Origin of the sequence: Acidaminococcus sp. BV3L6 (assembly GCF_000468835.1) — a bacterium.
GTDB classification, from domain to species: Bacteria; Bacillota; Negativicutes; order Acidaminococcales; family Acidaminococcaceae; genus Acidaminococcus; species Acidaminococcus intestini.
This window is the reverse complement of the sequence record NZ_AWUR01000034.1, coordinates 60,569-86,859: the sequence shown is the minus strand read 5'-3', so window position 1 is coordinate 86,859 and position 26,291 is coordinate 60,569. Positions and strand designations below refer to the sequence as shown.

At 50.8% G+C, this 26,291-nt stretch carries 23 protein-coding genes; 9 read left to right on the top strand and 14 right to left on the bottom strand.

Translation table 11 applies throughout. The features are described 5' to 3' along the window. Positions 1–91: 91 nt before the first annotated feature. The 7 genes from HMPREF1246_RS06670 to HMPREF1246_RS06645 form a co-directional block, all read right to left on the bottom strand. The gene (locus tag HMPREF1246_RS06670) at positions 92–1,306 is read right to left on the bottom strand and encodes an FprA family A-type flavoprotein (RefSeq protein ID WP_009014885.1); all 1,215 of its coding nucleotides are present in this window, start codon (positions 1,304–1,306) and stop codon (positions 92–94) included. A gap of 78 nt (positions 1,307–1,384) precedes the next feature. Then, entirely contained in the window at positions 1,385–3,292 is a 1,908-nt protein-coding gene (locus HMPREF1246_RS10860; RefSeq protein WP_009014884.1) for an acyl-CoA dehydrogenase family protein, read from the bottom strand. A 487-nt stretch (positions 3,293–3,779) separates the two neighbouring features. Next, positions 3,780–3,935, bottom strand: a complete 156-nt coding sequence (locus HMPREF1246_RS10280) for a FeoB-associated Cys-rich membrane protein (protein ID WP_016459719.1) — start codon at positions 3,933–3,935, stop codon at positions 3,780–3,782. 46 nt (positions 3,936–3,981) lie between these two features. After that, positions 3,982–6,135, bottom strand: a complete 2,154-nt coding sequence (gene feoB / locus HMPREF1246_RS06660) for a ferrous iron transport protein B (protein ID WP_009014883.1) — start codon at positions 6,133–6,135, stop codon at positions 3,982–3,984. 53 nt (positions 6,136–6,188) lie between these two features. Continuing rightward, positions 6,189–6,416, bottom strand: a complete 228-nt coding sequence (locus HMPREF1246_RS06655) for a ferrous iron transport protein A (RefSeq protein ID WP_014128177.1) — start codon at positions 6,414–6,416, stop codon at positions 6,189–6,191. Positions 6,417–6,429: 13 nt separating this feature from the next. Then, the gene (locus HMPREF1246_RS06650) at positions 6,430–6,642 is read right to left on the bottom strand and encodes a FeoA family protein (RefSeq protein ID WP_009014881.1); all 213 of its coding nucleotides are present in this window, start codon (positions 6,640–6,642) and stop codon (positions 6,430–6,432) included. A 144-nt stretch (positions 6,643–6,786) separates the two neighbouring features. Further along, positions 6,787–7,683, bottom strand: a complete 897-nt coding sequence (locus HMPREF1246_RS06645) for a DUF368 domain-containing protein (protein ID WP_009014880.1) — start codon at positions 7,681–7,683, stop codon at positions 6,787–6,789. A 138-nt stretch (positions 7,684–7,821) separates the two neighbouring features. Between HMPREF1246_RS06645 and map the strand changes: the two genes are divergently transcribed. The 3 genes from map to HMPREF1246_RS06630 all read left to right on the top strand — a co-directional run bounded on the left by map (position 7,822) and on the right by HMPREF1246_RS06630 (position 9,777). Continuing rightward, positions 7,822–8,640: a type I methionyl aminopeptidase gene (gene map, locus HMPREF1246_RS06640; protein WP_021737026.1), complete on the top strand. Its 819-nt coding sequence runs from the start codon at positions 7,822–7,824 to the stop codon at positions 8,638–8,640. Between the two features lie 17 nt (positions 8,641–8,657). Next, a complete protein-coding gene (locus HMPREF1246_RS06635) occupies positions 8,658–9,173 on the top strand; it encodes a nitroreductase family protein (RefSeq protein WP_009014878.1) in 516 nt (171 codons plus the stop codon). A gap of 142 nt (positions 9,174–9,315) precedes the next feature. After that, entirely contained in the window at positions 9,316–9,777 is a 462-nt protein-coding gene (locus HMPREF1246_RS06630; RefSeq protein WP_021737053.1) for a hypothetical protein, read from the top strand. 378 nt (positions 9,778–10,155) lie between these two features. On the opposite strand, the gene HMPREF1246_RS06625 is transcribed toward HMPREF1246_RS06630, so the two are convergent. Further along, on the bottom strand, positions 10,156–11,541 hold the full coding sequence (locus tag HMPREF1246_RS06625) for an NCS2 family permease (protein WP_009014876.1): 1,386 nt from the start codon (positions 11,539–11,541) through the stop codon (positions 10,156–10,158). A gap of 35 nt (positions 11,542–11,576) precedes the next feature. Further along, on the bottom strand, positions 11,577–12,362 hold the full coding sequence (locus HMPREF1246_RS06620; RefSeq protein WP_021737058.1) for an ATP-binding protein: 786 nt from the start codon (positions 12,360–12,362) through the stop codon (positions 11,577–11,579). Between the two features lie 104 nt (positions 12,363–12,466). On the opposite strand from HMPREF1246_RS06620, the gene pcrA reads away from it, so the two are divergent. Next, positions 12,467–14,719: a DNA helicase PcrA gene (gene pcrA, locus HMPREF1246_RS06615; RefSeq protein WP_021737037.1), complete on the top strand. Its 2,253-nt coding sequence runs from the start codon at positions 12,467–12,469 to the stop codon at positions 14,717–14,719. Between the two features lie 12 nt (positions 14,720–14,731). Then, the gene (gene ligA, locus HMPREF1246_RS06610) at positions 14,732–16,765 is read left to right on the top strand and encodes an NAD-dependent DNA ligase LigA (protein ID WP_021737047.1); all 2,034 of its coding nucleotides are present in this window, start codon (positions 14,732–14,734) and stop codon (positions 16,763–16,765) included. Between the two features lie 60 nt (positions 16,766–16,825). Here the strand turns inward: ligA and HMPREF1246_RS06605 are convergent, their stop codons facing one another. Continuing rightward, entirely contained in the window at positions 16,826–17,752 is a 927-nt protein-coding gene (locus HMPREF1246_RS06605) for an AEC family transporter (protein ID WP_014128181.1), read from the bottom strand. Positions 17,753–17,909: 157 nt separating this feature from the next. Between HMPREF1246_RS06605 and HMPREF1246_RS06600 the strand changes: the two genes are divergently transcribed. Beyond that, on the top strand, positions 17,910–18,524 hold the full coding sequence (locus HMPREF1246_RS06600) for a PolC-type DNA polymerase III (protein WP_021737060.1): 615 nt from the start codon (positions 17,910–17,912) through the stop codon (positions 18,522–18,524). Between the two features lie 79 nt (positions 18,525–18,603). On the opposite strand, the gene HMPREF1246_RS06595 is transcribed toward HMPREF1246_RS06600, so the two are convergent. Then, a complete protein-coding gene (locus HMPREF1246_RS06595; protein WP_016459714.1) occupies positions 18,604–20,268 on the bottom strand; it encodes a carbon starvation protein A in 1,665 nt (554 codons plus the stop codon). Positions 20,269–20,856: 588 nt separating this feature from the next. Between HMPREF1246_RS06595 and HMPREF1246_RS06590 the strand changes: the two genes are divergently transcribed. Further along, positions 20,857–21,816 carry a lactate dehydrogenase gene (locus tag HMPREF1246_RS06590; RefSeq protein WP_014128184.1) on the top strand — a complete coding sequence of 320 codons (960 nt, stop codon included), beginning with the start codon at positions 20,857–20,859 and terminating at the stop codon, positions 21,814–21,816. 80 nt (positions 21,817–21,896) lie between these two features. Here the strand turns inward: HMPREF1246_RS06590 and HMPREF1246_RS06585 are convergent, their stop codons facing one another. Then, entirely contained in the window at positions 21,897–22,757 is an 861-nt protein-coding gene (locus HMPREF1246_RS06585) for a fumarylacetoacetate hydrolase family protein (RefSeq protein WP_021737035.1), read from the bottom strand. A 159-nt stretch (positions 22,758–22,916) separates the two neighbouring features. Here HMPREF1246_RS06585 and HMPREF1246_RS06580 point away from each other — a divergent pair, with 159 nt between their 5' ends. Then, a complete protein-coding gene (locus HMPREF1246_RS06580) occupies positions 22,917–23,105 on the top strand; it encodes a hypothetical protein (protein ID WP_009014867.1) in 189 nt (62 codons plus the stop codon). 37 nt (positions 23,106–23,142) lie between these two features. Here the strand turns inward: HMPREF1246_RS06580 and larA are convergent, their stop codons facing one another. Next, entirely contained in the window at positions 23,143–24,444 is a 1,302-nt protein-coding gene (gene larA, locus HMPREF1246_RS06575; protein ID WP_021737027.1) for a nickel-dependent lactate racemase, read from the bottom strand. A 114-nt stretch (positions 24,445–24,558) separates the two neighbouring features. On the opposite strand from larA, the gene HMPREF1246_RS06570 reads away from it, so the two are divergent. Continuing rightward, positions 24,559–24,945 carry a C-GCAxxG-C-C family protein gene (locus HMPREF1246_RS06570; RefSeq protein WP_009014865.1) on the top strand — a complete coding sequence of 129 codons (387 nt, stop codon included), beginning with the start codon at positions 24,559–24,561 and terminating at the stop codon, positions 24,943–24,945. Between the two features lie 56 nt (positions 24,946–25,001). Here HMPREF1246_RS06570 and HMPREF1246_RS06565 read toward each other — a convergent pair whose 3' ends face one another. Further along, positions 25,002–26,222, bottom strand: a complete 1,221-nt coding sequence (locus HMPREF1246_RS06565) for an OFA family MFS transporter (RefSeq protein WP_021737039.1) — start codon at positions 26,220–26,222, stop codon at positions 25,002–25,004. Positions 26,223–26,291: the final 69 nt, after the last annotated feature.

Here is a 26,291-nt window from a genome sequence, read left to right as displayed (position 1 = left end):
ATGCATGCATCAAAGATGCAAAAGATAGGAGGTCGGCCCGCCCATCATAGGAGGATGCGCCCGTGATGGGCGGAGCGTTCTTACGTGAGAGTTATTTCTTTTCTTCCTTCATGGAATCCAGAAGGGCATCGACCATGTCGTCCATGGAGCGGTTCTGGCCCTTGGTCATGCTGGAGTTGATGGTGACGCTGTCTTGAAGGATCGTCATTCCCTTCATTTCGTCTTCCAGGTAATCATGCATCAAGGTACCAACTGTGCAGGCCCAGGACCCATTTTCGATGATGCCGACATAGCGGTTCTGGACATTGAGCATTCTCATATGATCCAGGAAGGTCATCATCTTCGGATAGATGTTGAGGTTGTACGTCACAGAAGCCAGGACGATGTGGCTGTACTTGAACGCATCGGAAATGAGATAGCTCGTATCAGTCTTGGAGACGTCGTACATATGGATGTTGGACATGCCTTTTTCTGCAAGGCGGGCGGCAAAGACCGACGCGGCACTTTCCGTGTTGCCGTACATGGAGGCATAAACGAGGAGCACTCCTTTTTCTTCTGGTTCATAAGAGGCCCAATGGACATACTTATCAAGGAACCAAGGAATGTTCTTTCTCCAGACAGGTCCATGGAGAGGGCAGATCATCTTGATCTCGAGGGCGGAAGCCTTTTTCAGGAGGTCCATGACATGAGCACCGTATTTACCAACGATGTTGGTATAGTAGCGGCGGGCATCATCAAGCCAATCCCGTTCAAAATTCACTTCATCCGCGAAGATGCGGCCGCCCAAGGCACCAAAGGTACCAAAGGCATCGGCCGAGAAGAGGGTGCCAGTGGTCGTATCAAAGGAGACCATGGCTTCCGGCCAGTGGACCATCGGCGCGGCGACAAAGGCAATGGTGTGCTTTCCGAATTTGCGGGTATCGCCTTCGGCAACCACTTCGGCGCGGTCATCCACGCTGAACCCGAATTGACGCATGAGATCAAAGGCTTTCTCATTACTGATGACCTTGGTCTCAGGGTGACGGATGAGGACTTCCTGAAGGCTTGCCGCGTGGTCCGGTTCCACATGGTTGACAATCAGGTAATCCAAGGGACGGCCAGCAAGGACGGCTTCGACATTTTCCAGGAACTGACGGCAGACAGACCAGTCAGCTGTATCGAAAAGAACCGTTTTTTCGTCCAAAAGGACGTAGGCATTGTAGGATACGCCCCGAGGAATGGGATGAATATTTTCAAAAAGTTCCAAGCGGCGATCGTCAGCGCCAACCCAGTACAAATCTTTCGTTAATTTTCTTACGCATTCCATATTGTTATCTCCTTCTTTGGTGTGGGGAGAAGGGCCCTTCTCCCCCTTGAATCTCGCTATCAGAGTGGATTGAACCAGTTAGGATTCCTGTACGAAGTGGGCTTTTTCTTCGCCGCATTCAGGGCAGGTCCAATCTTCCGGCAGGTTCTCAAACTTCGTTCCTGGTTTGATTTCACCAGCAGGATCGCCCTTATCCGGATCGTATTCATATCCGCAGCCGTTGCAGACAAACAGTCCAGGAGGCAGTTCCTTCTTGATGAGCGGTCTCTTCATTTTCACCATGGGAGGAGCCGGTTTCTTTTCGCCCGTTCCGAAGGCTTTGGCTAAGAGCGGCAGGATGACTTTGACATCACCGACGATCCCGTAGTCGCAGTTTTTGAAGATCGGAGCACCGGCATTGGTGTTGATGGCCACAATGGTGGTTGCATCCTTGATGCCCTTGAGGTGCTGGATGGCGCCGGAAATCCCGCAGGCGATGTAGAGGTTGCCCTTGAATTTCTGTCCGCTCATGCCGACATAGCGTTCAATAGGAACATACTGCAGGGTTTCAGCAACCGGGCGGGAGGAGCCAACTGCCGCGCCAGCAGCGTGAGCCAGTTCCTCAATGAGTTTCATGTTTTCTTTTTCTCCAATGCCCTTACCGGCACTGACAACGCGTTCAGCGTCAACAATCGGCGTATCCATCGGGATGCCGACCGTGAAGTCATAGCCATCCCCTTTCAGGGCTTCAACAAGGGAAGCCACTTGTTCTTCCGGAGAGCCATCTTTGAAGATCATCTTCTTGCGGGAGCCTGTAATGGCCTTTTCCTTGCGGGACCCACCGCCGCCATGTTTGGCGTTGGACAGACGGTCCGTAATATGGGCTGCAATAACGACACGCTGGATCTCGTTGGTGCCTTCGTAAATCGTAGTGATCTTCGCGTCGCGGTACATCCGTTCGATATCCATCCCCTTGAGGTAGCCCGTACCGCCAAAGATCTGAAGGGCATCGTTTGTGATTTCAACAGCAAGGTCAGAAGCATAGAGCTTTGCCATGGCGGACTGCATGCCATAATCCATATGTTCCGTCTTCATTTCAGCCGCACTGTAAACGAGGAAACGGGCAGCTCTCAGTCTTGTTGCCATATCAGCCAGCTTGAAGGAAACACCTTGGTTCTGGCAGATCGGCGCACCAAATTGGATTCTTTCCTTGGAATAGTTTAGGGCTGCTTCGTACGCGCCTTGGGCAATCCCCAGAGCCTGGGCAGCAATCCCGATACGGCCGCCGTCAAGGGTTGCCATGGCAATCTTGAAGCCTTGGCCCAGTCTGCCCAGGAGGTTTTCCTGAGGAACCTTGACGTTGTTGAAGATCAGTTCAGCCGTAGCGGAGGAACGGATCCCCAGTTTGTCGTAATGATCGCCGAAGGTAAAACCGGGCATGCCTTTTTCGAGGATAAAGGCACTGATGCCGCGCGTACCTGCGTCGGGATCGGTGACAGCAAAGACAACGTACGTATCAGCTTCGCCGCCGTTGGTAATGAAAATCTTGTTGCCGTTGAGAATCCAGTTCTTGCCATCAAAGACAGCCGTTGTTTCTGTGCCGCCTGCGTCAGAACCGGCATTGGGTTCTGTAAGGCCAAAGGCACCGATCTTCTCACCTTTGGCAAGGGGAACGAGGTATTTTTGCTTTTGTTCTTCTGTCCCAAAGGCAAAGATAGGATAGGAACCCAGGGATACGTGAGCCGAAAGGATAACGCCAACACCGCCGTCAACACGGGCCAGTTCCTCTACGGCAATGGCATAGGCAATGTAATCCATGCCGGCCCCGCCGTATTCTTTCGGATAGGGAAGTCCCATCCAGCCATTTTCGCCCATTTCCTTGACGATTTCAGTGGGGAACTTGCTTTCCTTATCGAGGGAGAATGCAATCGGCTTGACTTTCGTTTCAGCGAATCCGCGTATTGCAGCGCGTAATTCTTCATGGTCATTGGTAGTGGTAAATAACATCTGTTTCCGACCTCCTCTGTACAGAAAATCCTTCTTCTCGGTGATAGAATAATTCCTATCACTTAATAACAATCCTTGATGAGTTAATTGTAACCCGAATGATTACACATGTCAAGAAGTTTATGGAGTTATCTGAAAAAAACTTTCTTTTAGGGAAAGGCCCTGACCGTTCAAAGATATATCCATAAAAAGGGACTGCAACGGGCTTCTCTGTCTATTCTATCTTGTTTGGACCCCGAATACCAATGAAATGGGAATTTCCCTGAAAATAGGAAATTCCGTGGTGCTTATTGTAATTTTTGGTACAAATTAATAGAAAAGAGAGGTTAATATAATCAAATGCGCATTTGATCGAATAAAGGTCGCGGGAAAAAGGGACGGAGAATAATGTCTCGTTTTTCCCTATTGCAGGACCGGGATGGGGGAGAAAAACGCAAAAAAAAAGGGGGCTGCTTACGCAGCACCCTTTTTGTACCCAACATGCAGGTTATTTCTTTTCAGGAGCCGAATGGAAGGCACAGCCGCCACAGGAGGCGCAGTTGCCGCCACACGTTCCAATCCCACTTTTATGGTCATGCACGATGGTGTACACCGAAACAAGGACGAACAAGAGGATAACAAGTCCTACAATGAGCGTTCCCATAAGGATCAACTCCTTTGCTCTACATTGCAATTCCTATCGGATTGCTTTACTTATTATACTCCAAATTGACTTCAACTGCACCCTCATATTTTTTTGCGGGACGCAGCAGGAGATAAAGGAGAATGGCAAAGATCACAGCGGCAAAGGCTGTACCGATGGTAAAGACCCCTGTCGTAAGGAACATGCCAAACTGATAGAAAATCAAGGAAACGGCATAGGCAAAACCACATTGATAACCGATGGCAAAGAGCGTCCATTTGCCGTTGTTCATTTCGCGGCGGATGGCTCCCATGGCAGCAACGCAGGGCGCGCACAGAAGGTTGAAGATGAGGAAGGAATAGGCACTGAGGGTACTGAAGTCCTTGGCAAAGGTACCCCAGAATTCTTCACCGTCCTCGGCGGCTTCTGCAAGACCGTAGAGGATACCGAAGGTTCCTACGAGGTTTTCCTTGGCAATAAGGCCCGTAAAGGCGGCGACAGCGGCTTTCCAATCACCCCAGCCGAGGGGGGCAAAGATCCAGGCGACTTTTTCACCGATGTAGGAAAGGAACCCGTCGTTCAGGTCTTCGACCATGGCAATCTCACCATCAACATAGCCGAATCCGGAAAGGAACCATACGAGGATGGTGGAAAGGAGGATGACCGTGCCGGCCTTCTTAATGAAACTGGAAGCTCGTTCCCAAACACTGCGGGCAATGTTGGAAAGGGTCGGCATGTGGTAAGCTGGCAGTTCCATGATGAAAGGCGCGGGATCTCCGGCAAACAGCTTGGTCTTTTTGAGGATGATCCCAGAAATGATGATGGCTGCAATCCCGACAAAATAAGCTGAGGGAGCGACCCACCATTCACCGCCGAAATAGGCCCCTGCGACAAGGGCGATGATCGGCATTTTGGCAGAGCAAGGAATCATGGTCGTTGTCATGATGGTCATGCGGCGGTCAGGCGCATTTTCAATGGTCCGGGAGGCCATGATGGCAGGAACTCCGCAGCCGGAACCAATCAGCATAGGAATGAAAGATTTTCCGGACAGCCCAAATTTACGGAAGGCGCGGTCCAGGATGAAGGCGATCCGGGCCATATACCCGCAGGCTTCGAGGAATGCCAGGAAGATAAAGAAGACCACCATCTGCGGCACGAAGCCAAGGACGGCACCGACGCCGGAGATGATCCCATCAACGACGAGGCCTTCCAGCCATTCCGCCACTCCCCAGGAAGCCATGAGCTCGTGGGCACCGGGAATGACCCATTCTCCAAAAAAGGTATCATTGACCCAGTCCGTTGCTTCTGTTCCGATGGTCGTGACACTGATATAGTAGACAAGGAACATGATGACGGCAAAAATGGGGAGTGCCAGGAAACGGTTTGTGACAATGCGGTCGATTTTATCAGAAACAGTCAGACGATGCTTGTCTTTTTTGACGAAGCATTTTTCGATGACTTTTGAAACATAGTTGTAGCGTTCGTTGGTAATGATGCTTTCCGCGTCATCATCCATTTCCTTTTCGACGGAGATGATATCATCCTCAATGTGGGAAATGAGCTCCGGAGAAAGCTTTAGGGCATCGAGCACATTGGCATCCCGTTCAAAGAGCTTGATGGAGTACCAGCGGCTCTGGGATTGGGGAAGGGCGCCCTGCGTGGCTTCTTCGATGTGGGCCAGGGCGTGTTCAACCGGACCGGCAAAGGTATGGATTGGCTCAGCTGGAACCTTGGCCTGAACCATTTGCGCAGCTTTTTGGACGAGGGTCTTGATGCCTTCGCCTGTCCGAGCGGAAATTTCCACAACCGGGCAGCCAATGGATTTAGCAAGGACTTCCGTATAGAGGATATCTCCGTTAGCCCGCGTGACGTCCATCATATTGACGGCCATGAGGACGGGAATCCCCAGTTCCATGAGCTGTGTCGTCAGGTAGAGGTTGCGTTCAAGGTTGCTGCCATCAACGATATTCAAGATGGCATCAGGCCGTTCCTTTACGAGGTAGGTGCGGGAAACGACTTCTTCCAAGGTGTAAGGGGAAAGGGAATAGATCCCAGGCAGGTCCTGGATGAGGATCTCGGGATGACCAATCAGGGTCCCTTCCTTTTTTTCAACTGTAACGCCAGGCCAGTTGCCAACGAACTGATTGGATCCAGTGAGGGCATTGAACAGGGTCGTTTTGCCCGTATTCGGGTTCCCTGCAAGAGCAATCTTATATTGCATAATAAAACCTTCCTTTCAAAAAGTTGCAATAGACTAATCGATTGGGAAATTGATTACACTTCTTTGATTTCAACGATTTCGGCATCGCCTTTGCGCAGGGACAGTTCATAACCCCGAACGGTCATTTCAACCGGATCCCCTAAAGGCGCGACACGGCGGATATGCAGGGCCGTTCCTTTGGTCAGGCCCATATCCATGATGTGGCGCTTCATGGCGCCGCTGCCGTGGATCTTGATGACTTCGTAGTTATGACCGGTTTCAGCATCTTTTAAGGTAAGCATCGCAAGTTCTCCTTTACTGCACAAATATTTTATTGGCCATCTCCATACTGATGGCGACACGGGAATCGCGGATGTTCACAATGATTCCTGAGGGGGTGTTCTGGACAACCGTAATGGGGGCGCCTAGGGTGATTCCAAGATTTTCCAGGTGGCTCCTGACCTTGGGGGAACCGCCAATCCGGATGACCGTTAGGACGTCGCCTGATTTTGCAAACGCTAAGGGCATGATGGCCTCCTTTGAGATTTTTAGGAAGAGTTTCTTTTAACGTCACAATGTTAGCACAGACTAACATAATATGCAAGGAGTTTTCCCGTAACAAAGAAACTTTTGAAGTAAAAAAAAAGCACTGCCGAAGCAGTGCACAAAGGATTACCCTTCTGGATGCAATTTCTTTTCCGAGAATTTTCTGAGCTTGTCAAGGGCGTAAAGGAAAATGCCTCCCAGGAGAAAACATAGGGGACTGAAAGTTTCAAAAGTCATGGCTGGCTGGGGAATCTTAAGGGTGGTGGGGCCCGTAACGATGGTGTAGAGGGAACCGACCATGAGTCCCAAGATAAAGTAAACCATGGCGGCTCGATGCATTTCCAGTGCGTTTTTCACAATACGGATGATGCCGACAATCCCTGTAAGGACGCCGCAGCCAAAAATGATAAGGACGGGAAGGTAGGAAAGGTTCATATGAAGGAATTCACGAATGGCTCCGATGATGGGAACGTACAGCCCAAAGATGAGGAGCATGGTGGAGCCCGAAATCCCTGGCAGGACCATGGCACAGATGGCAATCATGGCACAGACGAAGATATAAAGGCCTAGCGTAGGGGTGAGCTGGGCAACGTCTACCTGTACGCCTTTTCCGCCGGCAGGATTGAACCAGGTAATCACAAAGACCACAAAGAGACCCAAAAGAAAGAAAGGCAGCCGGTTTTTCTGGGAAAGCGCCTGCTTTTCCTCTTTGAGGATCAGGGGGAGGGAAAAGAGCGAGAGGCCCAGGAAGAGGGAACTGAGTTCATAGATCCTGGTTGTAAAAAGACTTCCCAAAACCATGACGGATGATCCCATGCCAAGAGCCCAGCCAATTCCTAATTTCCCCAAGAAAACCAGGGCATGTTGTTTCAGTTCCCGTGTCCCATGGGTCAGGACATAAAGGGAACCGATGAATTCATCATAAAATCCCAGGACAAAAGCAATGGTTCCTCCGGAAACACCGGGGACACTGTCTGCAAGGGCCATGGAAAAACCACGGATAAGGTTAAGGAAAAGGTCCATTTGATCATATCCTTTCTATGCCAGCATCAGGGTATTGCATGGATATGGTATAATAGTTACGCTTTCAGGGATATCTATGCATTGAAAGCCTATTATATCGTATTTTTTCAAGAATGAAAATAGAAGGGAGCTAGGAATTTGGAACGAGAAGAAGTCAAGATGAAACTCTTTGAACTTGCGGCGCAAGGCGTGGAAGTCCCCCGCATGGAGATGATCAAGACACCGGAACAGATTGCCGGCATCCGCGAAGCGGGACGGCTCAACTCGGAAGTCCTGGATGCCGTGGAAAAGGCAATCCACGTGGGTATGACGACGGAAGAAATTGACCGCATTGTCTACGAATATACGGTCAGCCACGATGCCACTCCGGCCTGCCTTAATTTTGAGGGCTTTCCTAAAAGCGTCTGCACCTCTGTGAACGATGTAATCTGTCATGGCATCCCAAGCTCCGATGTGGTCCTTAAAAACGGTGATATCGTCAATGTCGATGCCACGACCATCTACAAGGGATATGTTGGGGATGCTTCCCGCATGTTCATGCTCGGAAACGTGCCGAACAATCGCCGGAATCTCGTAGGCATCACGAAGGAATGTCTCCGCCGCGGCATGCAGAATGCTGTTGGCTGGAAGAACACGCTGGGCGACATTGGCGCGGCCATCCAGTCCTTTGCCAGGAAACACGGCTATTCCGTGGTCCGCGAATTTGGCGGTCATGGTGTGGGGCTTTCCATGCATGAAGATCCTTTTGTTTCCCACGTCGGGAAAAAAGGAACGGGCATGCTCCTTGTGCCGGGCATGGTCATTACCATTGAACCCATGATCAATGAAGGGCGGGCAGCGCTCTATATTGATGAAATCGACAATTGGACGGTTCGCACGGAAGACGGGAAGTCTTCGGCTCAGTGGGAGTATACCCTGCTCATCACGGAGGGAGAACCGGAAATTCTTTCTTACTAAGAAAAAGGAGCAATCTTATGGATTTTTTCACGCTTGCCAAAAATCGTTATTCTGTACGGAAATTCAGTGAACGCTCTGTTGAACCGGAAAAACTGGAGAAGGTCCTTGAAGCCGCGCGTGTGGCACCGACAGCCCATAATTATCAGCCTTTTCGCATTTATGTGCTTAAAAGCAAGGATGCCATTGCCAAGATCCGTGAACTGACGCCCTGCGCCTTTAATGCCCCGATCGTTCTTATGGTGACGATCTGCCGTGATGAGCAGTGGGTCAATGAACTGGAAAAAGGGTTCCTTTCCGGGCAGGTTGATGCAGGAATCATTGGAACCCATCTGATGCTGGAGGCTTGGGAACAAGGACTGGGAAGCTGCTGGGTGGCTCACTTTCCGCCCGTTAAGACCGCCGACGCCTTTGGCCTGTCCCATAATGAAATGCCTGTTTTTCTCCTTCCCTTGGGCTATGCCGCAGATGGGGTGAAAGCCTCCTCTCTTCATGAAAAACGGCGCAGTGTAACGGAACTGGTGAAGGAACTTTAAGGTTTCCATACTTCGTAGGATAGAAGGAAAATTAAAAGTTTTTATAAAGAATGACCATCAATTAGATAAAATCTCCCTGAACTTTCCATTTTTCTTCCCTATGGAGTATAATAAGGGAAATTCTAAAAAAGGACGTGACCCCATGAATAAGAGAGCAGAACGCTTCAAGAAATTCATTGCTGACCAAAAAGTAGAAGGCTTTACCATTGAAGAACCCAAGAGCGAACCTAACAATCTGGTCCTTTTCCGGAGTAATTTCCGCATGGATGGCAATCTTCTTCCTTTTGGTATCTTTGTTGATGATACGCCCTTTGCCATGATCCGTGTCGTTGTCGTGGCAGAGGCCCTGCGGGATGATAACGAGAAGGAAGTCACAGGGCTTATCAATCAGCTCAACCTCAAGTATAAACCGTATAAGTTCTATATTGACGGTGCCAAGAATCTTATGGCTGAATCCTGCGTCATCCTCCGTGATGGGGAAGATGCCGTGGGGGATATGCTCCTTTTTGTGCTGAATCTGGCCCAGCAGGACCTTGGAAAGGAATACAAGGCCATCATGCAGACCGTTTGGGGTAAGGGCAGTGAGGATAAAAAACAAAACTGACGGCTGAGGGCCGTAATAAAGCTGACTGTAGGACCCGCTGCAGCCAGCTTCTTTTCTTATGGCAAAAGGGAAAGGGCTAGGGCGAAAAGACTCCTTATGGCAGTTTTTACAAGGGGCAGGGAGCCCCTTTTTTTGAATGTAAAGGATTCCTGATCAAAACTGCAACTGTTGATGCAAGAAATATAAGACCGATACAGTTCAGGATAGATCTGGCGGCAATTAAAGACGATACCGATTGTCAGCTCGAATGAGACGGAAACTCAGGACAATCGGATCTTTGAGCCGCGGGACCTAGGTACAGGCGGCCAGTATCCCCGCAGTAAGATAGGAACTACGAAAAAAAGCCACCCGCGATGCGGATGGCTTTTTTGATGAGGTTCAAAGCATGATGTATTTGCCGATAAATAGTATGGTGAGGATGTACATGAGGGCACTGATCCTGTCCGTGTGACGCGTCAGGACATTGAGGATCGTGTAGGAAATGACACCAAAGGAAATGCCTTCTGAAATGCTGTAGCAAAACGGCATGGCAATGATGGCAATATAGGCTGGAATGGCTTCGGAAAGATCATCCATGTCAATCTTGTTGACGGATGAGAACATGAGAAAGCCAACCACGATGAGGGCCGGTGCTGTTGCAAAGGCCGGGATGGCCATGAAAAATGGTGACAGGAACAGGGAAAGGAGAAAGAGCACGGATACGGTTACCGCCGTAAGCCCCGTGCGTCCGCCTTCAGCAACGCCGGCTGCACTTTCAACAAAGGTCGTGACCGTACTTGTTCCCATGAGGGCGCCCGTGCAGGTTGCGACGGAGTCGGCCATGAGGGCTCCTTTGATGTGGGGCAGACGGCCCTTTTCGTCGAGCATGTTGCTCTTGGAGGCAACTCCGATGAGGGTTCCCAGTGTATCGAAGAGGTCAACAAAGAGGAAGGCGAAGATCACGGCAAAGAAGTCGAGGGAAAAGACCGAGGAGAAATCCATTTTGCCCCAAACCGGCAGGGGATTTAAGGGAATGAAAGCGGCCAAACCGGCGGAAAGGTTGGGAAAGACACTGAAGGTCCCCAATTTCGGATCGGGAATGTAAAGGCCCGATGCTTCTGCAATCATCCCGAGGATCCAAGTGCCCAGGATGCCAAAAAGAATGTTGCCGCGGATGTTCTTGATGATGAGAAAGCCTGTAAAAAGAATCCCGATGAGGGCGATGACGACAGTGATGCCCACGCTGTGGAACGTCCCGTCAGCAACCGCTTTCGTAAAGGAATAGAGCGAAACCTTGGTTGCCGGATTGGCCACGACAATCTTGGCGTTAAGCAGACCAATGAAAGCGATGAAAAGACCAATGCCAACGGAAATGGCCCGTTTCAGTGTGAGGGGGATGGCATTGAAAATGGCTTCACGGATATTTGTGAGGGAAAGAAGAATAAAGACAAGGCCTTCAACAAAGACGGCAGCGAGGGCAACCTGCCACGTATACCCCATCTGCAGGACGACCGTATAGGCAAAGTAGGCATTAAGCCCCATGCCTGGAGCTAGGGCAAAGGGGTAGTTGGCAAAGACGGCCATGAAGAGGGTCCCCAAGGCAGAGGCAAGGGCGGTCGTTGTCACTAGCGCCCCCTTATCCATTCCTGTAGCACTGAGGATGGAGGGGTTTACAATGAGGATATAGGCCATTGTCATGAAGGTGGTGATGCCGGCAATGATTTCGGTCCGGGCATCAGTGTGGTTTTCCTTGAGGTGGAAAACGCGGTCAAAGAGTTCTTCCATGGTGTGACTTCCTTTCTTTACTGGACAATGAAAAATCAGGACTTTTTCCAGAAGGCGCGGAAGCGCTCCAGCATCGTTTTCTGGGGTAGTTTTTCCGGCCAAAGTTCCTCTTTATCGGAATGACGCAGGGCCGAGGCCATGTGGTCATAGAAATGGGGAATTTCTTTTTCAAGACGCCGAGCCAGTTCCTTCATATCCTGGCGCTGGGTCTTGCCGTCATAGGGGCAGGGATTGGCCAAAGGGTGAAGGCAAATCTTTTTGCCGATGGCAATGATTTCCGCTTCCCGGTAAAAAAGCAGGGGCCTGATGACGGTCATGCCGCTGCGGGAAAGATGGGTCACGGGCAGGAAGGTCTTGTTCTGCCCCGACTGGAAGAGATTCAGCATCAAGGTTTCCACGGCGTCATCATTGTGATGGGCCAGGGCAATCTTGCTGCAGCCAAGTTCGCGGGCTTTGCGGTTCATCGCGGCCCGGCGGAAGTAGGCACAGGAAAAGCACGGGGTGTTGCCCCGATGGCCCCAGAGGGCCTCGACATTGACCTGCTCCGAATAATGGGTGAGTCCGTAGGTGCGGCAGAAGTCTTCCAGTTCTTTTTTGGGAAAATCTTCGGCAAACATGCCGTCCATGGTGTAGCACAACAGGTCAAAATGGCGGGGACTGTGTTTTTGGATCTCGGCTAGGGCCGCTGTAAGGAACATACTGTCCTTGCCGCCGGAAAGGCCGATGAGAATCTTATCCCCTTCTTCAATCATATTGAATTCAATCAGGGCCCGCCACAGTTTTGTAAGGTCGCTGGCGGGGACAAACGCATCGTGTTTCATGAGATGATGTTCACACTCCTGGAAAAGGATTCTTCTATTATAGCAAAAATAGAGCGGACATGTTAGAATAATAAAGCAAATTCTAGACGAATTGTGAGGAAAAAATGGAAGATTTATTATCATCGCTCAATACTCAGCAGGTTGAAGCCGTCAAACATGTGGCTGGGCCTATTTTAATTTTGGCGGGTGCCGGAAGCGGCAAGACAAAGGCCCTGACGACACGGATTGCCTATCTTTTGGAAAAAGGGGTCCCTCCTTACAGCATCCTTGCCATTACATTTACGAACAAAGCGGCCAAGGAAATGCGCGAACGCGTGGATAAGCTTGTTGGTCCCCTTGCCAAAGATGTCTGGCTCTATACGTTCCACGGTTTCTGCAACCAGCTCCTGCGCCGGGAAATCAAGCATCTGTCCCACTACGGCTATGGGACAGGCTTTTCCATTTATGATACGACGGACTGCAAGAATGTCCTGAAGGGCATCTTGAAGGATCTCAAGATGGATGAAAAGTTCTACCCCTTGAGCGCGGTGATGTCGGTCATTTCAAATGCCAAGAATGCACAGCTTTCCAGTGCCGCTTTTGCCAGGAAGGCCGATGACTTCCATGCCAAGAAAGTGGCCGAGATCTATCTTGAATACGAAAAGCGCATGCGTCAGAACAACGCCGTTGATTTTGACGACCTCCTGCTCCTTTCCGTGGACCTGCTGCAACATGACAGGGACGTGCGGGAAAAATACCAGCATAAGTTCCAGTATGTCATGATCGATGAATACCAGGATACGAACCATGTGCAGTATCTTCTGGCCAAACTCATCAGTGCCCCGGAAAACAACCTTTGTGCCGTCGGCGATATTGACCAGAGCATCTATGGGTGGCGCGGCGCGGATATCAGCAATATCCTTGATTTTGAAAAAGATTATCCCGATGCCAAGATCTATAAACTCGAGCAGAATTACCGTTCTACCCAGGTTATCCTTGACGCGGCCAATGCGGTCATTGAACATAACAGTGCCCGCCGGCCCAAGAACCTTTGGACGGAAAATGGGAACGGGAAACCGATCACCTATTTTCAGGCTTTCAACGACCGTAATGAAGCGGAATTTACGGTCCATAATATGCGGCGTCTGCGCGACGAAGCTCATTTCCATCTGGGCGATATGGCGGTCCTTTACCGGACCAATGCCCAGTCCCGCATGTTTGAAGAAACCCTCATCAAAAATGGCCTTCCTTATATCATGGTTGGCTCCTTGAAATTCTATGACCGCAAGGAAGTCAAGGACCTGCTTGCTTATTTGCGTCTCCTTGTAAATGGCCGTGACGAGCAGGCCTTGGAACGGGTCATCAACGAACCGAAACGGGGCATTGGCAGTGCGACAGTGGAAAAACTCAAGATGCTCCTTAATGAAACGGGACTGTCGCTGCATGAAGCCCTCAAGGCACCTTCTGCTGGTGAACTCCTTGGTCGGAGTCTCCTTAAGGTGACCGCTTTCAGTACCCTTCTAGAAAGCCTTCGCAAGGAAACTGATACGGTCCCTGTGGAGCAGCTCATGACGGATATCCTCGAAAAGACCGGGTACTGGGATGCTTTGCTCCTGGAAGGCTCGGAACAGGCTCGGGGCCGCATGGATAACCTTGACGAATTAAAGCGCATTGCCATGGAGTTCCAGGAAGATGAAAACGAGGAGGAAAAGACCTTGGAGGATTTCCTGAACCATGTGGCCCTTGTTTCCGATATCGATGATGCCAAACTCAGCCGCGATGCCGTGACGCTGATGACGCTCCACTCGGCCAAGGGACTTGAATTCCCTGTTGTCTTCATGGCCGGCATGGAAGAGGGTCTTTTTCCGAGTCAGCGCTCCCTTGACGACACGGATAAGCTTGAGGAAGAACGGCGTCTTTGCTATGTTGGGATTACGCGGGCCAAGAAAAAACTATTCCTTACAAGCTGCCGGAGCCGCATGATGTACGGCCGGACGGTCATGTTCCCGCCGAGCCGCTTCCTTGAAGAAATCCCCCGCCATCTTATTGAAACGGCCCTTGTCGGCCAGCAGGATAGGAGCGGGGCGCAGCGCGCGGCATGGGAAAATCGGCCGCAGGAAGAAGGGTCAGGGCTTCGCAGCATTGCCAGAAGACGCGGCGCAAGCATCCTTGACCGGCGCGACAGGCGCTCCGAATATGTGCCGGATGGAAAGCTGGAAGTCTTCAAGGCTGGCGATAAAGTCCGTCATAAGGCATGGGGCGTGGGGACGGTCATCTCGGCCCAACCCGACGCTGATGGGCAGATTGTCAAAGTGGCCTTCCCCGGTACGGGCATCAAGGCCCTTTCAACGAAATACAAAGTCATCCAGAAAGTATAAGAGGCGAATCTCATGACGATCATGACAAAACAAGAGGCTTTGCTAAAGGCCCAAGCCCTTCGCAAGGAATTGGAACGCAACTCCTACCTTTATTATGTGGAAGATATGCCCACCATCACTGATGCGGAATATGACAGCCTTATGCGCCAACTGCGGGCTATTGAGGCGGAATATCCTGAACTTGTGACGCCGGATTCCCCGACCCAGCATGTCGGCGGCTACGCGAAACCTGGGTTTACGGAAGTGCATCACATTACGCCGCTGTTAAGTTTAGCCAATGCCTTTTCACCGGAAGAAATGAAGGAATTTGACCGCCGGGTCCATGAAGGCCTTCCTAAGGACGCCAAGGTAGAATATGTGGTGGAACCGAAAATCGACGGTCTTGCCTGCAGCATCATCTATGAAAATGGTCGCTTTGTCCGAGCGGCGACGCGAGGCGACGGCATGGTCGGCGAAAATGTGACGGAAAATGTGCGGACCATCAAAAATATCCCTAAGGTCCTATCCTCGCTTCCTGGCGTTCCCATACCGGAACTCCTTGATGTGCGGGGAGAAGTCTATATGCCCCGTCATGCCTTTTTGAAGCTGAATGAGGAACGGGTGGAAAAAGGGGAGACGGAATTTGCCAATCCCCGGAATGCCGCTGCCGGTTCCTTGCGTCAGCTCGATCCCCGTGTCACGGCTAGGCGTTCACTGGCATTTTTTGCCTATGGCATTGGCACGGGCGCCCTTGATACGCATAATGATTCCATGGATCGCCTCGAGGCCTATGGGTTTACAACGACAGAAGGACGGACCAAGGTTGCGACCATTGAAGAGGCTAACGCACTCATTGCTCGTCACGGTGAGCGCCGCAAGAGCCTTGGCTATGACACGGACGGTGTCGTCGTCAAGGTCAACGCCGTATGGCAGCAGAACATCCTCGGGGCCACGGGAAAGGATCCCCGCTGGGCCATGGCCTATAAATTCCCGCCCGAACAAGCGGAAACGACGCTGCGGGATATTGTTATCCAAGTGGGCCGGACGGGCGTCCTTACACCGACGGCTGTCCTTGATCCCGTAAAGCTTTCGGGGAGCACCATCAGCCGTGCTACGCTTCATAATGAAGACTTCATTGCGGAAAAGGATATTCGCATCGGTGATCGGGTCATTATCAATAAAGCCGCGGAAATCATTCCAGAAGTCCTGCGTGTCGCCGTGGAAAAACGGACCGGTGAGGAAAAGGTTTTCCATATGCCTGCGGAATGTCCGGAGTGTGGCTGGCCGGTTGTCCGAAAAAATGGAGAAGCCGCTGTGCGCTGCACCAATCCCCACTGTCCCGCCTTGGGCAGGGAAGGCCTCATCCATTTTACCAGCCGTGACGCCATGAACATCGATGGCTGCGGCCCTGCTGTCCTGCTCCAGCTCCAGGAAAGGAATCTGGTGAAGGACCCGAGCGACCTTTATCTTGTTACGGCAGATGACCTCATGGAACTTGACCGCATGGGCGCAAAGTCCGCCAATAACCTTGTCCGGGCCATTGCTGCCAGTAAGGAAAACAGTCTGGATAAGCTCCTTTTTGCCCTCGGGATCCGCCACGTTGGGGCCAAGGTGGCCCGGACCCTTGCCATGAAATACCAGACCATGGATGCCCTGATGGAGGCAACACAGGAAGAATTGGCACAGATCCCTGATATTGGACCGGTCATTGCCGAAAGTGTCGTGACCTATTTTGGCGATCCAGGAAACCAGGATTACATAGAACGGCTGAAGGAATTGGGCCTTAATATGAAGATGCTGGGGACGGCTGCTTCCAATGAGAATCATCCCTTCTACGGGAAGACCATGGTCTTTACTGGAACCCTGCCCACCCTCGACCGGGCAACGGCCCAGACCATGGCTCAGGAAGTGGGCGCCAAGGTGACAAGTTCTGTCAGCAAGAAGACGGACTATGTTGTCGCAGGGGCCGATCCAGGCAGCAAATATACCAAAGCCCAGTCCTTGGGTGTCACCATCCTTGATGAAGCTGCCTTCCGGCGGCTCCTGGAAAATAAGGACATGCAATAAGCCCGATAAAAAAGCTGCGGAGAAAGAAGAGCTCTTTCTCCGCAGCTTTTCTTATTGGATTCAGCCGGCTAAATAAGTGAAGAGGGCAATCATGAGCGGCATGGTGATGACGCACAGGACCATACTGATGAGGTTGACACTGCCAGCAAGGAAGGCGTCCTTCCTAAACATGACGGCAAATTGGGTCAGCAGTGTTGCCGGAGGGGCGCAGACAGCCAGCATTCCAATCTGGAACAAAAAGAGTTCTTCTGGATGGGCCTTCAAGAAGCCTGTTGCCAGGACAAGGAGGGTGACAAAAAAAGGAAAAAGGAAAAGCCGGCCTATACAGATGAGCCATACCTTGGCTGAATGAAAAAGGCCGGACAGGTCCTTTTCAGCCATGACCATGCCCGTTACGAGCATGCTCAAGGGGCCAATCATGCTGGCCAGCATGCCCATGGTGTTTTGGATGATCGGCGGCAGTATGATTTGAAAGAAAAAGAGGGTCATGCCAATGGCCACGGAAAGGATGTTGATGTTAAGAAGCACTTGCCGAAGGGTGACACGGCGTTCCCCGCTCATGAGGACCATGCCGTGGGTCCAGATAAAAAATTGTTGGACGGCATTGTACATGCAGGCATAAAAGACGTATTCTTCACCAAAAACGGAGGCCACCAGGGGAAAGATGAGGTTTCCTGAATTGGTGTACATCAAGGAGGCCCGCGCCGTACCATCAAGACTCGTTGCCTTGCCTAAGAAGGTGGTGAGAACCAGCCAGAAAAGATGGACTGCAATGGCAAAAATGACGGCAATGCCAAAACCATGGACTTTTTCTTCCGATAAGGGAAGCTGCAGGGCCTTGATGATGGACGAGGGGATGATAACATAAATGAGGAGCGTTGAAATGGGCTTGCACTCGGACGCTTTCATGATGCCTTTCTTGACGGCCGCGTAGCCGATGATGGCAATAAGGAGCAGGGAGGATAGCTGGGAAAACAAAAGAGGCACGATTGCCAAGTAGGGTCACCTCCGTAAGAATGAATTTTTACCATTATAGGTGCTTTTGTGAAATTTTGCAAAAACTCGTTACTTTCCTATCAAAATGCTATATAATAGAACATCCAAGATTTGGATGCTGACAATGATACTTGAAAGGAGGATTCCTATGGAACCTTATTCCCTTTCCTTATTTGATAATCCGGCACCGCGGGATGCAGAACTGGAAGAAAAACGCCGCAAGGGAAAGCTTACCTTGGTGCGTCCCCTGTCCTACGTGGTCATTGATATTGAAACGACGGGCCTTGACGTGGCACGCAGTGCCATCATAGAAATTGGGGCTATCCACGTACGCAATGGGGCCGTTTCAGGTCGTTTCCAGACCTTCCTGACCCCGGAACCGTACCAGAGCCTGTCACCTTTTATTACGAACCTGACGAGTATTACGGACAGCGACCTTGTTGGGGCACCGACCTTTAGGGAGATCCTGCCGCGGCTGCGGGATTTTTTAGGTGGCTATACCTTGGTAGGGCACAATGTCAATTTTGACATCAACTTCCTTTATGACCGGATTTACCGGGAAACAGGGGAACATTTGAATAACCCCTATCTTGATACGAAGAAGCTTGCCAAAACCGTTGTGCCGGGCCTGTCCCACTACAGTCTGGAAGCCCTTTGCAAGCATTTTGGCATTGCGGGCAACCATCACCGAGCCGTAGATGATTGTGAACTTACGGAAAAAGTGTTGGATGCACTCTGGCGCCTCAAGACGCAGCAAGGTTAATTTCACAAGGAAGAAAAAGACCTAGGTCCGCGGGATCTAGGTCTTTTGCTGTAAAGGAAGGCGCAGCCTCCTTCTTTTTTTATTGTGCCGTTTGACTTTTTGCCGTATCACCCACAAGCTCTTTTCCGCAGTGTTTGACAACCATCAGGGCAAGGAACATGAGGGCAAGGGCAACGACAAGCTGCAGGCCATCGACCATAAGGACGAAGGTGCCGGCCATGAGTTTGCCATAGATCCCGTAAAGGGACAGGCAGAGGGCACTCATGGTGACAACGAACATGAAGGTCATGGGGATGTAGAGCATCCAGCTCTTGCGGCCTGTCGTACGCAGGAAGACAGCAAGGGCAATGAGGACCAGTGCGGAAAGCAGCTGATTGGCAGCCCCAAAGAGCGGCCAAATATTGAGGTATCCGCCGAGGCAGAGCAGGTAGCTCGGGATCAAGGTAACAATCGTTGCCACATAGGTATTGGAAAGGAATTTCGCAGCATTGCTGTCATATTCGCTCAGCAGTTCCTGGAGCATCATGCGGCCGATGCGGGTGACAGCGTCGATGGTCGTCATGGCAAGGGCGGAGATGCACATGGTCACGATGCAGTTGCTGACATAGGGCGGAATCCCGAAGATAGAGAAATAACGGCCGATGGCAGACCCGAAGATGGCAAAGGGCGTTGCTTTCGGCAGGGCTCCGTTGACTGCAACGGAGCAGGCAATGACGAGGGAAACAACCCCCAGGACGGATTCAATGAGCATAGCGCCATAGCCAACAGGAAGCATATCCTTTTCATTGGAAATGGTCTTGGAAGAAGTACCGGAAGAAACCAGGCTGTGGAAGCCGGAAACGGCACCGCAGGCGATGGTTACAAAAAGGATGGGGAAAAGGGGCCTGTTTGCTACCGTAAAGCCTTTAAAAGCCGGCATATTGATGGTGGGGTTACCGACAAGAATACCGACAACGCCTGCCAGGATCATGCCAAGGAGTAGGAAGACACTCAGATAATCACGAGGCTGGATAAGGAGCCACATGGGAAGGACAGAAGCAATGAAGCAATAGGCATAGGTTGCATAGAGCCAGCTGGTGCGGGAGGCAAAAAACGGATTGGCAATCCCTACAGCAATCATGGCAACCATGCAGATGAGGGCCAGAATCACTTCTTTGACGCCGCCGATATGAAAGCGGCGAACGGCCCAGCCAAACACCATGGCGACAAAAACGTAGAGGGTGGAAATGGAGCCAGCAGCTGCATTTGGTCCCAAGAGTTCGCCCGTCTTGGAAAAGCCATTGAACGTGCTTGCCATGATGTCGGAAAAGGCAGCGATGACAAGGAGGGAGAAGAGCCAGCTGAACAGGAGGAACATCTTGCAGCCCGTCTTGCCAACGTACTGTTCAATGATCTTGCCCATGCTCTTGCCGTCGTTGCGGACTGAAGCATAAAGGGCCGTAAAGTCCTGGACAGCGCCGAAGAAAATGCCGCCTACAATAATCCATAAGAATGCAGGAACCCAACCAAACATAGCGGCAATAATCGGGCCCGTGACAGGGCCTGCGCCCGTAATTGAAGAAAACTGATGGGCAAAGACCGTAAACCGGGAAGCCGGCGCAAAGTCGCGGCCATCTTCAAAGCGATAGGCGGGCGTCTTGGCATCGGGCTCGATGCCCCAGGTCTTGACGAGCCAACGGCCGTAGAACAGGTAGGCAAACGCAAAGATGACGATTGCAATACAAACCAAGGTTAATCCATTCATCATAGCCACTTCCTTTCCAAAAATTTCAAGTCCCGCATGAATGCTGGGATTGAGGGGGTGATGAGTGTTTACAGAGCCATAATTTATCACTTGTATACAAAATTGTCAACATAAATTTTAAAAATAAGTGGTAAAATACAGCTATTCTGTTATGAAGTTACAAAAAAGAACACAAAATATGGCGATAAAGTCTTTTTAGAATGGACGTATTCGTGAAAACGTACATTGAGGGAAATAGGAATTGAAAGAAATTTTACTTTTGCAGACGAAAAAATAAAAAATCCTATGAGATGAAACGCTTATTTTTTAAATCAACAATAAAAATATAGAAATGTTATCTTTTTATCAATAAGGTGTGAAAATAACTGGTAATTGTTCATAAATTTTTTAGGTGTATAAATACAAAATGTACTGTTTATTACGTACTTAAGGAATAAAAAGGATTGTATATGGTTCAGAATAAAGAGACTTATGTGGAAAATTTAGCGAAAATGATTCATTATACAAAATAAAATGAGGACAAAGGTTGCTTTTTTGCACAGAGAGGATACAATAGAATATACTTGTAAGAAGAAGGAGAGTGGTAGCATGCCGAAGAAACGAATCGTAGGTGTTGTTGGTCTGGGCCACGTTGGTGCCCATGTTGCCTATACGTTAGGGGTCACGGGAACGGCTGACCTTGTCAAACTTTGTGATATCAATGAAAAGAAGCTTGTCAGTGAGCATCAGGATCTCATGGATGCGGCCATGTTCATGCCCCATCATGTCAAGTATGCCATGGCTTCCTATGAAGAACTGGGCGACTGCGATATCATCATCAATGCCATTGGGAAAATTGATCTGTTGGTTACCCATAACCGGGATACGGAAATGAACTTTACGGTGGCTCAAGTTGCTGACTTCATTCCCAAGATCATGAAGGGGGGCTTCAAGGGAATCTTCATCAACATCACCAATCCCTGTGATGTGGTGTCCGATCTCATTTCCAAATTGAGCGGTCTGCCTGCGGGCCATGTTTTTGGGACGGGGACGGGTCTTGACACGTCGCGACTGGTAAGTGCCATTTCCCAGCAGACCGGCCTTGACCATAAATCCATTACGGCCTACATGATGGGCGAACACGGCAACGCGCAGATGGTGCCTTGGTCCGTCATCCAGTTCGGCGGCAAACGCCTTGAAGAACTGAAAGATGATTCCCGTTTCGTTTTTGATCATGATGCCATCAAGGAAAAGACCATCAAAGGCGGCTGGGTGACCTACGTGGGCAAGGGCTGCACGGAATACGGCATTGCGTATACGGCAACGACCCTTGCCGGATACGTCCTGCGCGATGAAAAGCATATCATGGCAACGAGCGCGCCCCTTCGCGGTGAATATGGCGAAGACGGTATCTTTGCAGGTGTACCTGCCGTGGTTGGTGAAAATGGCGTGGAAAAGGTTGTTGAACTTTCTCTCACGGACACGGAGAAAAAGGAATTCAAGACGTGCTGCACGGCTATTCGGGAAAACATCAAAAAAGCCGAATCCATTTGGAAAAAAGCCGAATGAGGGGAACGAAAAAAGCTGTCACCAAAAAAAGGTGACAGCTTTTTCATGTCTTTAGCGTGACGGTTGTTCTTGCTGGACCGCTATTTGACGGTATTTCTTAAGACGCCGATGCCTTCGATCTCACATTCGACGACGTCGCCGCGCTTTAGATACTGGGGCGGGTTCATGCCGACGCCTGTGCCGGCTGGTGTACCCGTGGAAATAATGGTGCCGCAGCGCAGGGTCATTCCGTGGGAGAGTTCACTGATGATGTAGGCAATGCTGTGAACGAGGTTCTTTGTATTGTCCTGTTGCCGCAGCTCACCATTTACGCGGCATGTAATGGTGAGCTGCGGCGGGAAGGCAAACTCTTCTGCCGTAACGATGACAGGTCCCATGGGCGCAAAGTGGTCCAAGCTTTTTCCAAAGTACCACTGCTTGTGGGCCGTTTGGACATCCCGGGCCGTGACATCATTCAGGATGGTATAGCCAAAGATATAGTCCGGGGCTTCTTTCTCGCTTACATCTTTGCAGTCCTTTCCGATGATGACGGCAAGTTCACATTCGTAATCAAGTTTGCTGACGATATCGAAATGACCGTCGATGGCTCCATCAGGATCGACGCAGCGCGTGACCCGTTTGGAAAAGTAGACGGGCACGTCCCGCTTCTGGATCTTTTCTTCCGTGTATTCCTGCGGCAATTCCTCATCGTGGGAGGCATAGTTGATTCCCAGGCAGATGATGTCATTGGCCGGTTCCGTAATGGGTGCCAGGATCTTGACCCTTTCTATGGGGACGGCGGCAACTCCCATGCGGCTGATGGCAAGCAGTTCCTCGAAATCGCTGTGAGCCATGAGGTCGGGCATATCGGCATACTTGTTGGCGGGAATGACAGATTTACCGTCTTCAGACAGGATGCCGACTTGCTCCTGCCCGTCATTTAACATGGTTACAATTTTCACGGGAATCACTCCTCTGTAGGGTACTTCCTTTATTGTACCTTTTTTTTATCTTGATTTCTAGAGAATTCAGACGATTTTTACTTAGAAATTTCTCTTTCTCAAGGCGGCTGGCTGTGATAGAATAGCAGAGAAATTGATTTATGGAAAGAAGAGGGTCCTATGGAGCAACTGATCTATCAATGTGATGATGGGCACGGTGACTATAATCGGAGCTATGAATCCCATTTTGAAATTGATTATGCGGATTATTCAACGGACCACCGGGAAAACAATTTCCGCAACTATGAAAACAAGGTCCCCAAGAGCAAGAAGGAACGGGTCCGCAATATCCTGAACCATTATGAATGAAGAAAATCCCTCCAGGTCATCCGGAAGGGATTTTTTGTCAGCGTTCAAGGGGAATGACCGTGCCGCAGTTGGGAATGATATTGACCGTAAAGTCTGTCTTTCCTTCTGAAAGGAGCTGGGCTTTGGCTTTTTCATAGGCTTCTTCCAGCGTCCTTGTGGGAATCTGGTGGATGCGGCGGACAGCTTCAAAGTTTTCTTTCTTGGTCACAAGGTAAAGGGTATAGTCCTCTGCCAGGGTGTAGAGAAAATAAGCGACAAAAAAGGGAATGGTAAAATGCTGCCGCAGGGCCTTTTCCATAGAAAGGCGGCTGTTGTAGCGGAAACTGTCCCAGAAGATTTGTGGTTCCTTGATGTCCGGTGATTCGATTAGGGCAATGATGATTCCACCCTTTTTGGTTACGTCCCGGGCTGGCTCATAGCATTTGCAGCCTTGGTAGAGGGAAAGGTCCTTGGGATACCCGCCGGCACCAGCAATGGTCAGGTCTGCTTTTTGGGTAAAGGAAACCGCGTCATTGCTGAGCACCTCCTGCGTCCCTTCAAGCCAGGCCTCGTAAGGATCGCCGCTGACAAATCCGCAGACCTCGCCCCGTTCATTGATGAGGGAGTGCAGCAGGAAATCAGGCCGGCAGAATTCCATGCCTTCCAGCATATCCTGATGGACGGGATTGTGCGTCAAGGACCGGCCCTCCGTAAGGGGATTGATGCCTTCCCCCGGGGTATCTGAAAGGGCGAGGGCGTGGTTTTTCTGGATTGTTTCCCAACTGGCAACGCCGGGAAGGATCATTTTTCGTCCGCCGCCAAAGCCTGCAAACAGGTGAGGCATGATCCCTCCGGCCACGATGACGAAATCCGCTTCGACAACACGGCGATTGAGTTCAACTGGGGTTCCATGCGACGTGGTCCCCACAAGGACAAGGTTTTCCCGGTCGTGACAGTCGTGCTGGTAAAGGCGGATCCGGCGGGCGACTTCTTCTCCGACGACAGCTATGTCCTCATCAGGGGTCTGGGCTCGGTGCGTGCCTTGGGCAAAAACGATGGAAATATCCTCATCGGGGATGCCTGCCTCATTGAGTTCGTTGATCAGGGGCCGCATGAAATCCCGTGAATGGTTCCAGGCACGGGTAATATCCGCCGTTACAATGACTACGGAGGCTCCTTTTTTTACCATCTCACGCAGGGGGGGAGAAGCAGTGGGGTGACGCAGACAGGCCGTCACGGCATCGTCTATGGAAAGGGCGGCATGGTGCCGCGGCACAAGGATGGAACCAATCCGCTCTTGAGGAAGCGTCAGCGTGGCCTCGCCTTTTCCGTAGGGAATATGAATGGTTTTTTCAGCCATAGGATGTCTTCCTTTCTTTAGATGGTCCTTATTATATCACCTTTTGCCCCAGCCCTCTATTCAATTGATACCCAAATAGGGTATAATGGGGCCTGTACAAAGGAGGAGTGATCCATGAATCACGTTGTAAAAGCCAAAATGCTTCGCGAAAGCGATGAACCCATTCATTATAATTGTGCCCAATCCCTTTTTGTCGCTTTTTCCGATGTCCTCGGCGTCAGTGACGAGCGGGCCTTTGCCATGGGCGCAAACTATGGCGGCGGTATGATGCACGGCGGTACGTGCGGTGTGGTGAGCGCCGGCCTTATGATCTTGTCCCTTGCAGGGATCCCCCAGGAAAAGGCCATGGCCCTGCTCCAGGATTTTTCCCGTGACCACGGGACCACGGCCTGCACGGAACTGCTTATGAAAGCCGCTCAGGAAGGCGTGACAAAGAAGGTCAATTGTGATGGGCTGGTCATCCACATGGCAGAGCGGCTGGACGCCATCCTTTCCGCCTAAAGCCCCATCCAGCCCATAAAAAAAGCAGCCTTTTCAGGGCTGCTTTTTTCATGCCTTCATTTTGTTTCCAGGGAGTCGAGGGCGGGGACTTCTTTCTGTTCAAACCCTTTACCCTTGAGCTGGATGGCTATGATGAGATTCGGGATGAAGAGAACGGCAAAGAAAATGAGCACCGATGCATAGGTGCCTGTCTGCTTATAGAAAAAGGAGATGAGAGTTGGACCGGCAATGCCTGCCATTGCCCAGGCAGAAAGGATGCGGCCGTGAATGGCACTTAGCTGTTTGGTGCCGAAAAGGTCGCTCAAATAGGCCGGCATGCAGGAAAAGCCGCCGCCATAGGCACTGATGATAAAGAGCACAAGACCTTTAAAGACAAAGGAAGAGGTGGTGGCACTGAGGGCGAAGAAAGCCAGGATCTCAAGGGCAAAAAAGAGAATGTATGTTACAGGGCGGCTCAGCCGGTCAGAAATGGTGGACCAAAGGATGCGTCCGCCGCCGTTCATGATGCCAATAATGCCCACAAAAGCGGCTGCTTCCTGAGCTGACATGCCAATCACGTCCTGGGCCATGGGACTTAAGACGGCAAGCAGGCCGATGCCGCAGGTAATATTGATGAAAAAGACCCACCAGAGGCTTTGGAACTGCCAGGTATGCATGGCTTCTGATGCAGTCTTTCCCGTAAGGGACTGGGAATCAGCGTCATGTTCCTTTTTCAGGACGGGCGGTTTGAGGTAGAGGGCACAAAGGACCATGATGACCGAGTAGGCACCTGCCATGAGGCAGAAGGTGCGGGTAAGGCCCACCGTGCGGGTGAGTTGCTGCATGAGGGGAGCTGCAATGAGAGCGGCAAAACCAAAGCCCATGATGGCAAGACCTGTTGCAAAACCGCGGTGGTGGGGAAAATATTTCACCAAGGTTGATACGGGTGTGATGTAGCCTGTGCCAAGACCAATGCCGCCAATGCACCCATAAAAGAGATAGAGGAGGGAAAGGCTTCTGATGGAAAGGGCATACGCCGTACCCAAAAGGCCCGTTCCGAAGAAAAAGGCGGCCATGAGGCCACTTTTTTGGGGGCCTATTTTTTCTACAAAGCGCCCCAAGAGTGCGGCTGACATGCCAAGAAACAAGATGGCAAGGGAAAAGGTCCAAGTGACATCCCCCATAGAAGCCCCCAAGGTTTCCATGATGGGGCGGACAAGGACGCTGAAAGCATAGACGCTCCCAATGGAGAGGTGAATGCCTACGGCGGACAGTGCAATCAGTGAGCGGTTTCTCATGTTGCTTCCTTTCTGGGAAAACTTCCCCTAGAAAGAGAAAAGGCCCGGACCAATCTGCAGCATAAGGCT

Bases quoted from the DNA above. Each gene is read 5' to 3' on its own strand.
- HMPREF1246_RS06630 (WP_021737053.1), top strand. From the start codon at position 9,316: ATGAATAAGAGAGCAGAACGCTTCAAGAAATTCATTGCTGACCAAAAA.
- HMPREF1246_RS06670 (WP_009014885.1), bottom strand. From the start codon at position 1,306: ATGGAATGCGTAAGAAAATTAACGAAAGATTTGTACTGGGTTGGCGCT.
- HMPREF1246_RS06570 (WP_009014865.1), top strand. From the start codon at position 24,559: ATGAATCACGTTGTAAAAGCCAAAATGCTTCGCGAAAGCGATGAACCC.
- HMPREF1246_RS06580 (WP_009014867.1), top strand. From the start codon at position 22,917: ATGGAGCAACTGATCTATCAATGTGATGATGGGCACGGTGACTATAAT.
- larA (WP_021737027.1), bottom strand. From the start codon at position 24,444: ATGGCTGAAAAAACCATTCATATTCCCTACGGAAAAGGCGAGGCCACG.
- feoB (WP_009014883.1), bottom strand. From the start codon at position 6,135: ATGCAATATAAGATTGCTCTTGCAGGGAACCCGAATACGGGCAAAACG.
- HMPREF1246_RS10280 (WP_016459719.1), bottom strand. From the start codon at position 3,935: ATGGGAACGCTCATTGTAGGACTTGTTATCCTCTTGTTCGTCCTTGTT.
- pcrA (WP_021737037.1), top strand. From the start codon at position 12,467: ATGGAAGATTTATTATCATCGCTCAATACTCAGCAGGTTGAAGCCGTC.
- HMPREF1246_RS06650 (WP_009014881.1), bottom strand. From the start codon at position 6,642: ATGCCCTTAGCGTTTGCAAAATCAGGCGACGTCCTAACGGTCATCCGG.
- HMPREF1246_RS06620 (WP_021737058.1), bottom strand. From the start codon at position 12,362: ATGAAACACGATGCGTTTGTCCCCGCCAGCGACCTTACAAAACTGTGG.
- HMPREF1246_RS06600 (WP_021737060.1), top strand. From the start codon at position 17,910: ATGGAACCTTATTCCCTTTCCTTATTTGATAATCCGGCACCGCGGGAT.
- HMPREF1246_RS06595 (WP_016459714.1), bottom strand. From the start codon at position 20,268: ATGAATGGATTAACCTTGGTTTGTATTGCAATCGTCATCTTTGCGTTT.
- ligA (WP_021737047.1), top strand. From the start codon at position 14,732: ATGACGATCATGACAAAACAAGAGGCTTTGCTAAAGGCCCAAGCCCTT.
- HMPREF1246_RS06635 (WP_009014878.1), top strand. From the start codon at position 8,658: ATGGATTTTTTCACGCTTGCCAAAAATCGTTATTCTGTACGGAAATTC.
- HMPREF1246_RS06625 (WP_009014876.1), bottom strand. From the start codon at position 11,541: ATGGAAGAACTCTTTGACCGCGTTTTCCACCTCAAGGAAAACCACACT.
- HMPREF1246_RS06565 (WP_021737039.1), bottom strand. From the start codon at position 26,222: ATGAGAAACCGCTCACTGATTGCACTGTCCGCCGTAGGCATTCACCTC.
- HMPREF1246_RS10860 (WP_009014884.1), bottom strand. From the start codon at position 3,292: ATGTTATTTACCACTACCAATGACCATGAAGAATTACGCGCTGCAATA.
- HMPREF1246_RS06590 (WP_014128184.1), top strand. From the start codon at position 20,857: ATGCCGAAGAAACGAATCGTAGGTGTTGTTGGTCTGGGCCACGTTGGT.
- HMPREF1246_RS06645 (WP_009014880.1), bottom strand. From the start codon at position 7,683: ATGGACCTTTTCCTTAACCTTATCCGTGGTTTTTCCATGGCCCTTGCA.
- HMPREF1246_RS06655 (WP_014128177.1), bottom strand. From the start codon at position 6,416: ATGCTTACCTTAAAAGATGCTGAAACCGGTCATAACTACGAAGTCATC.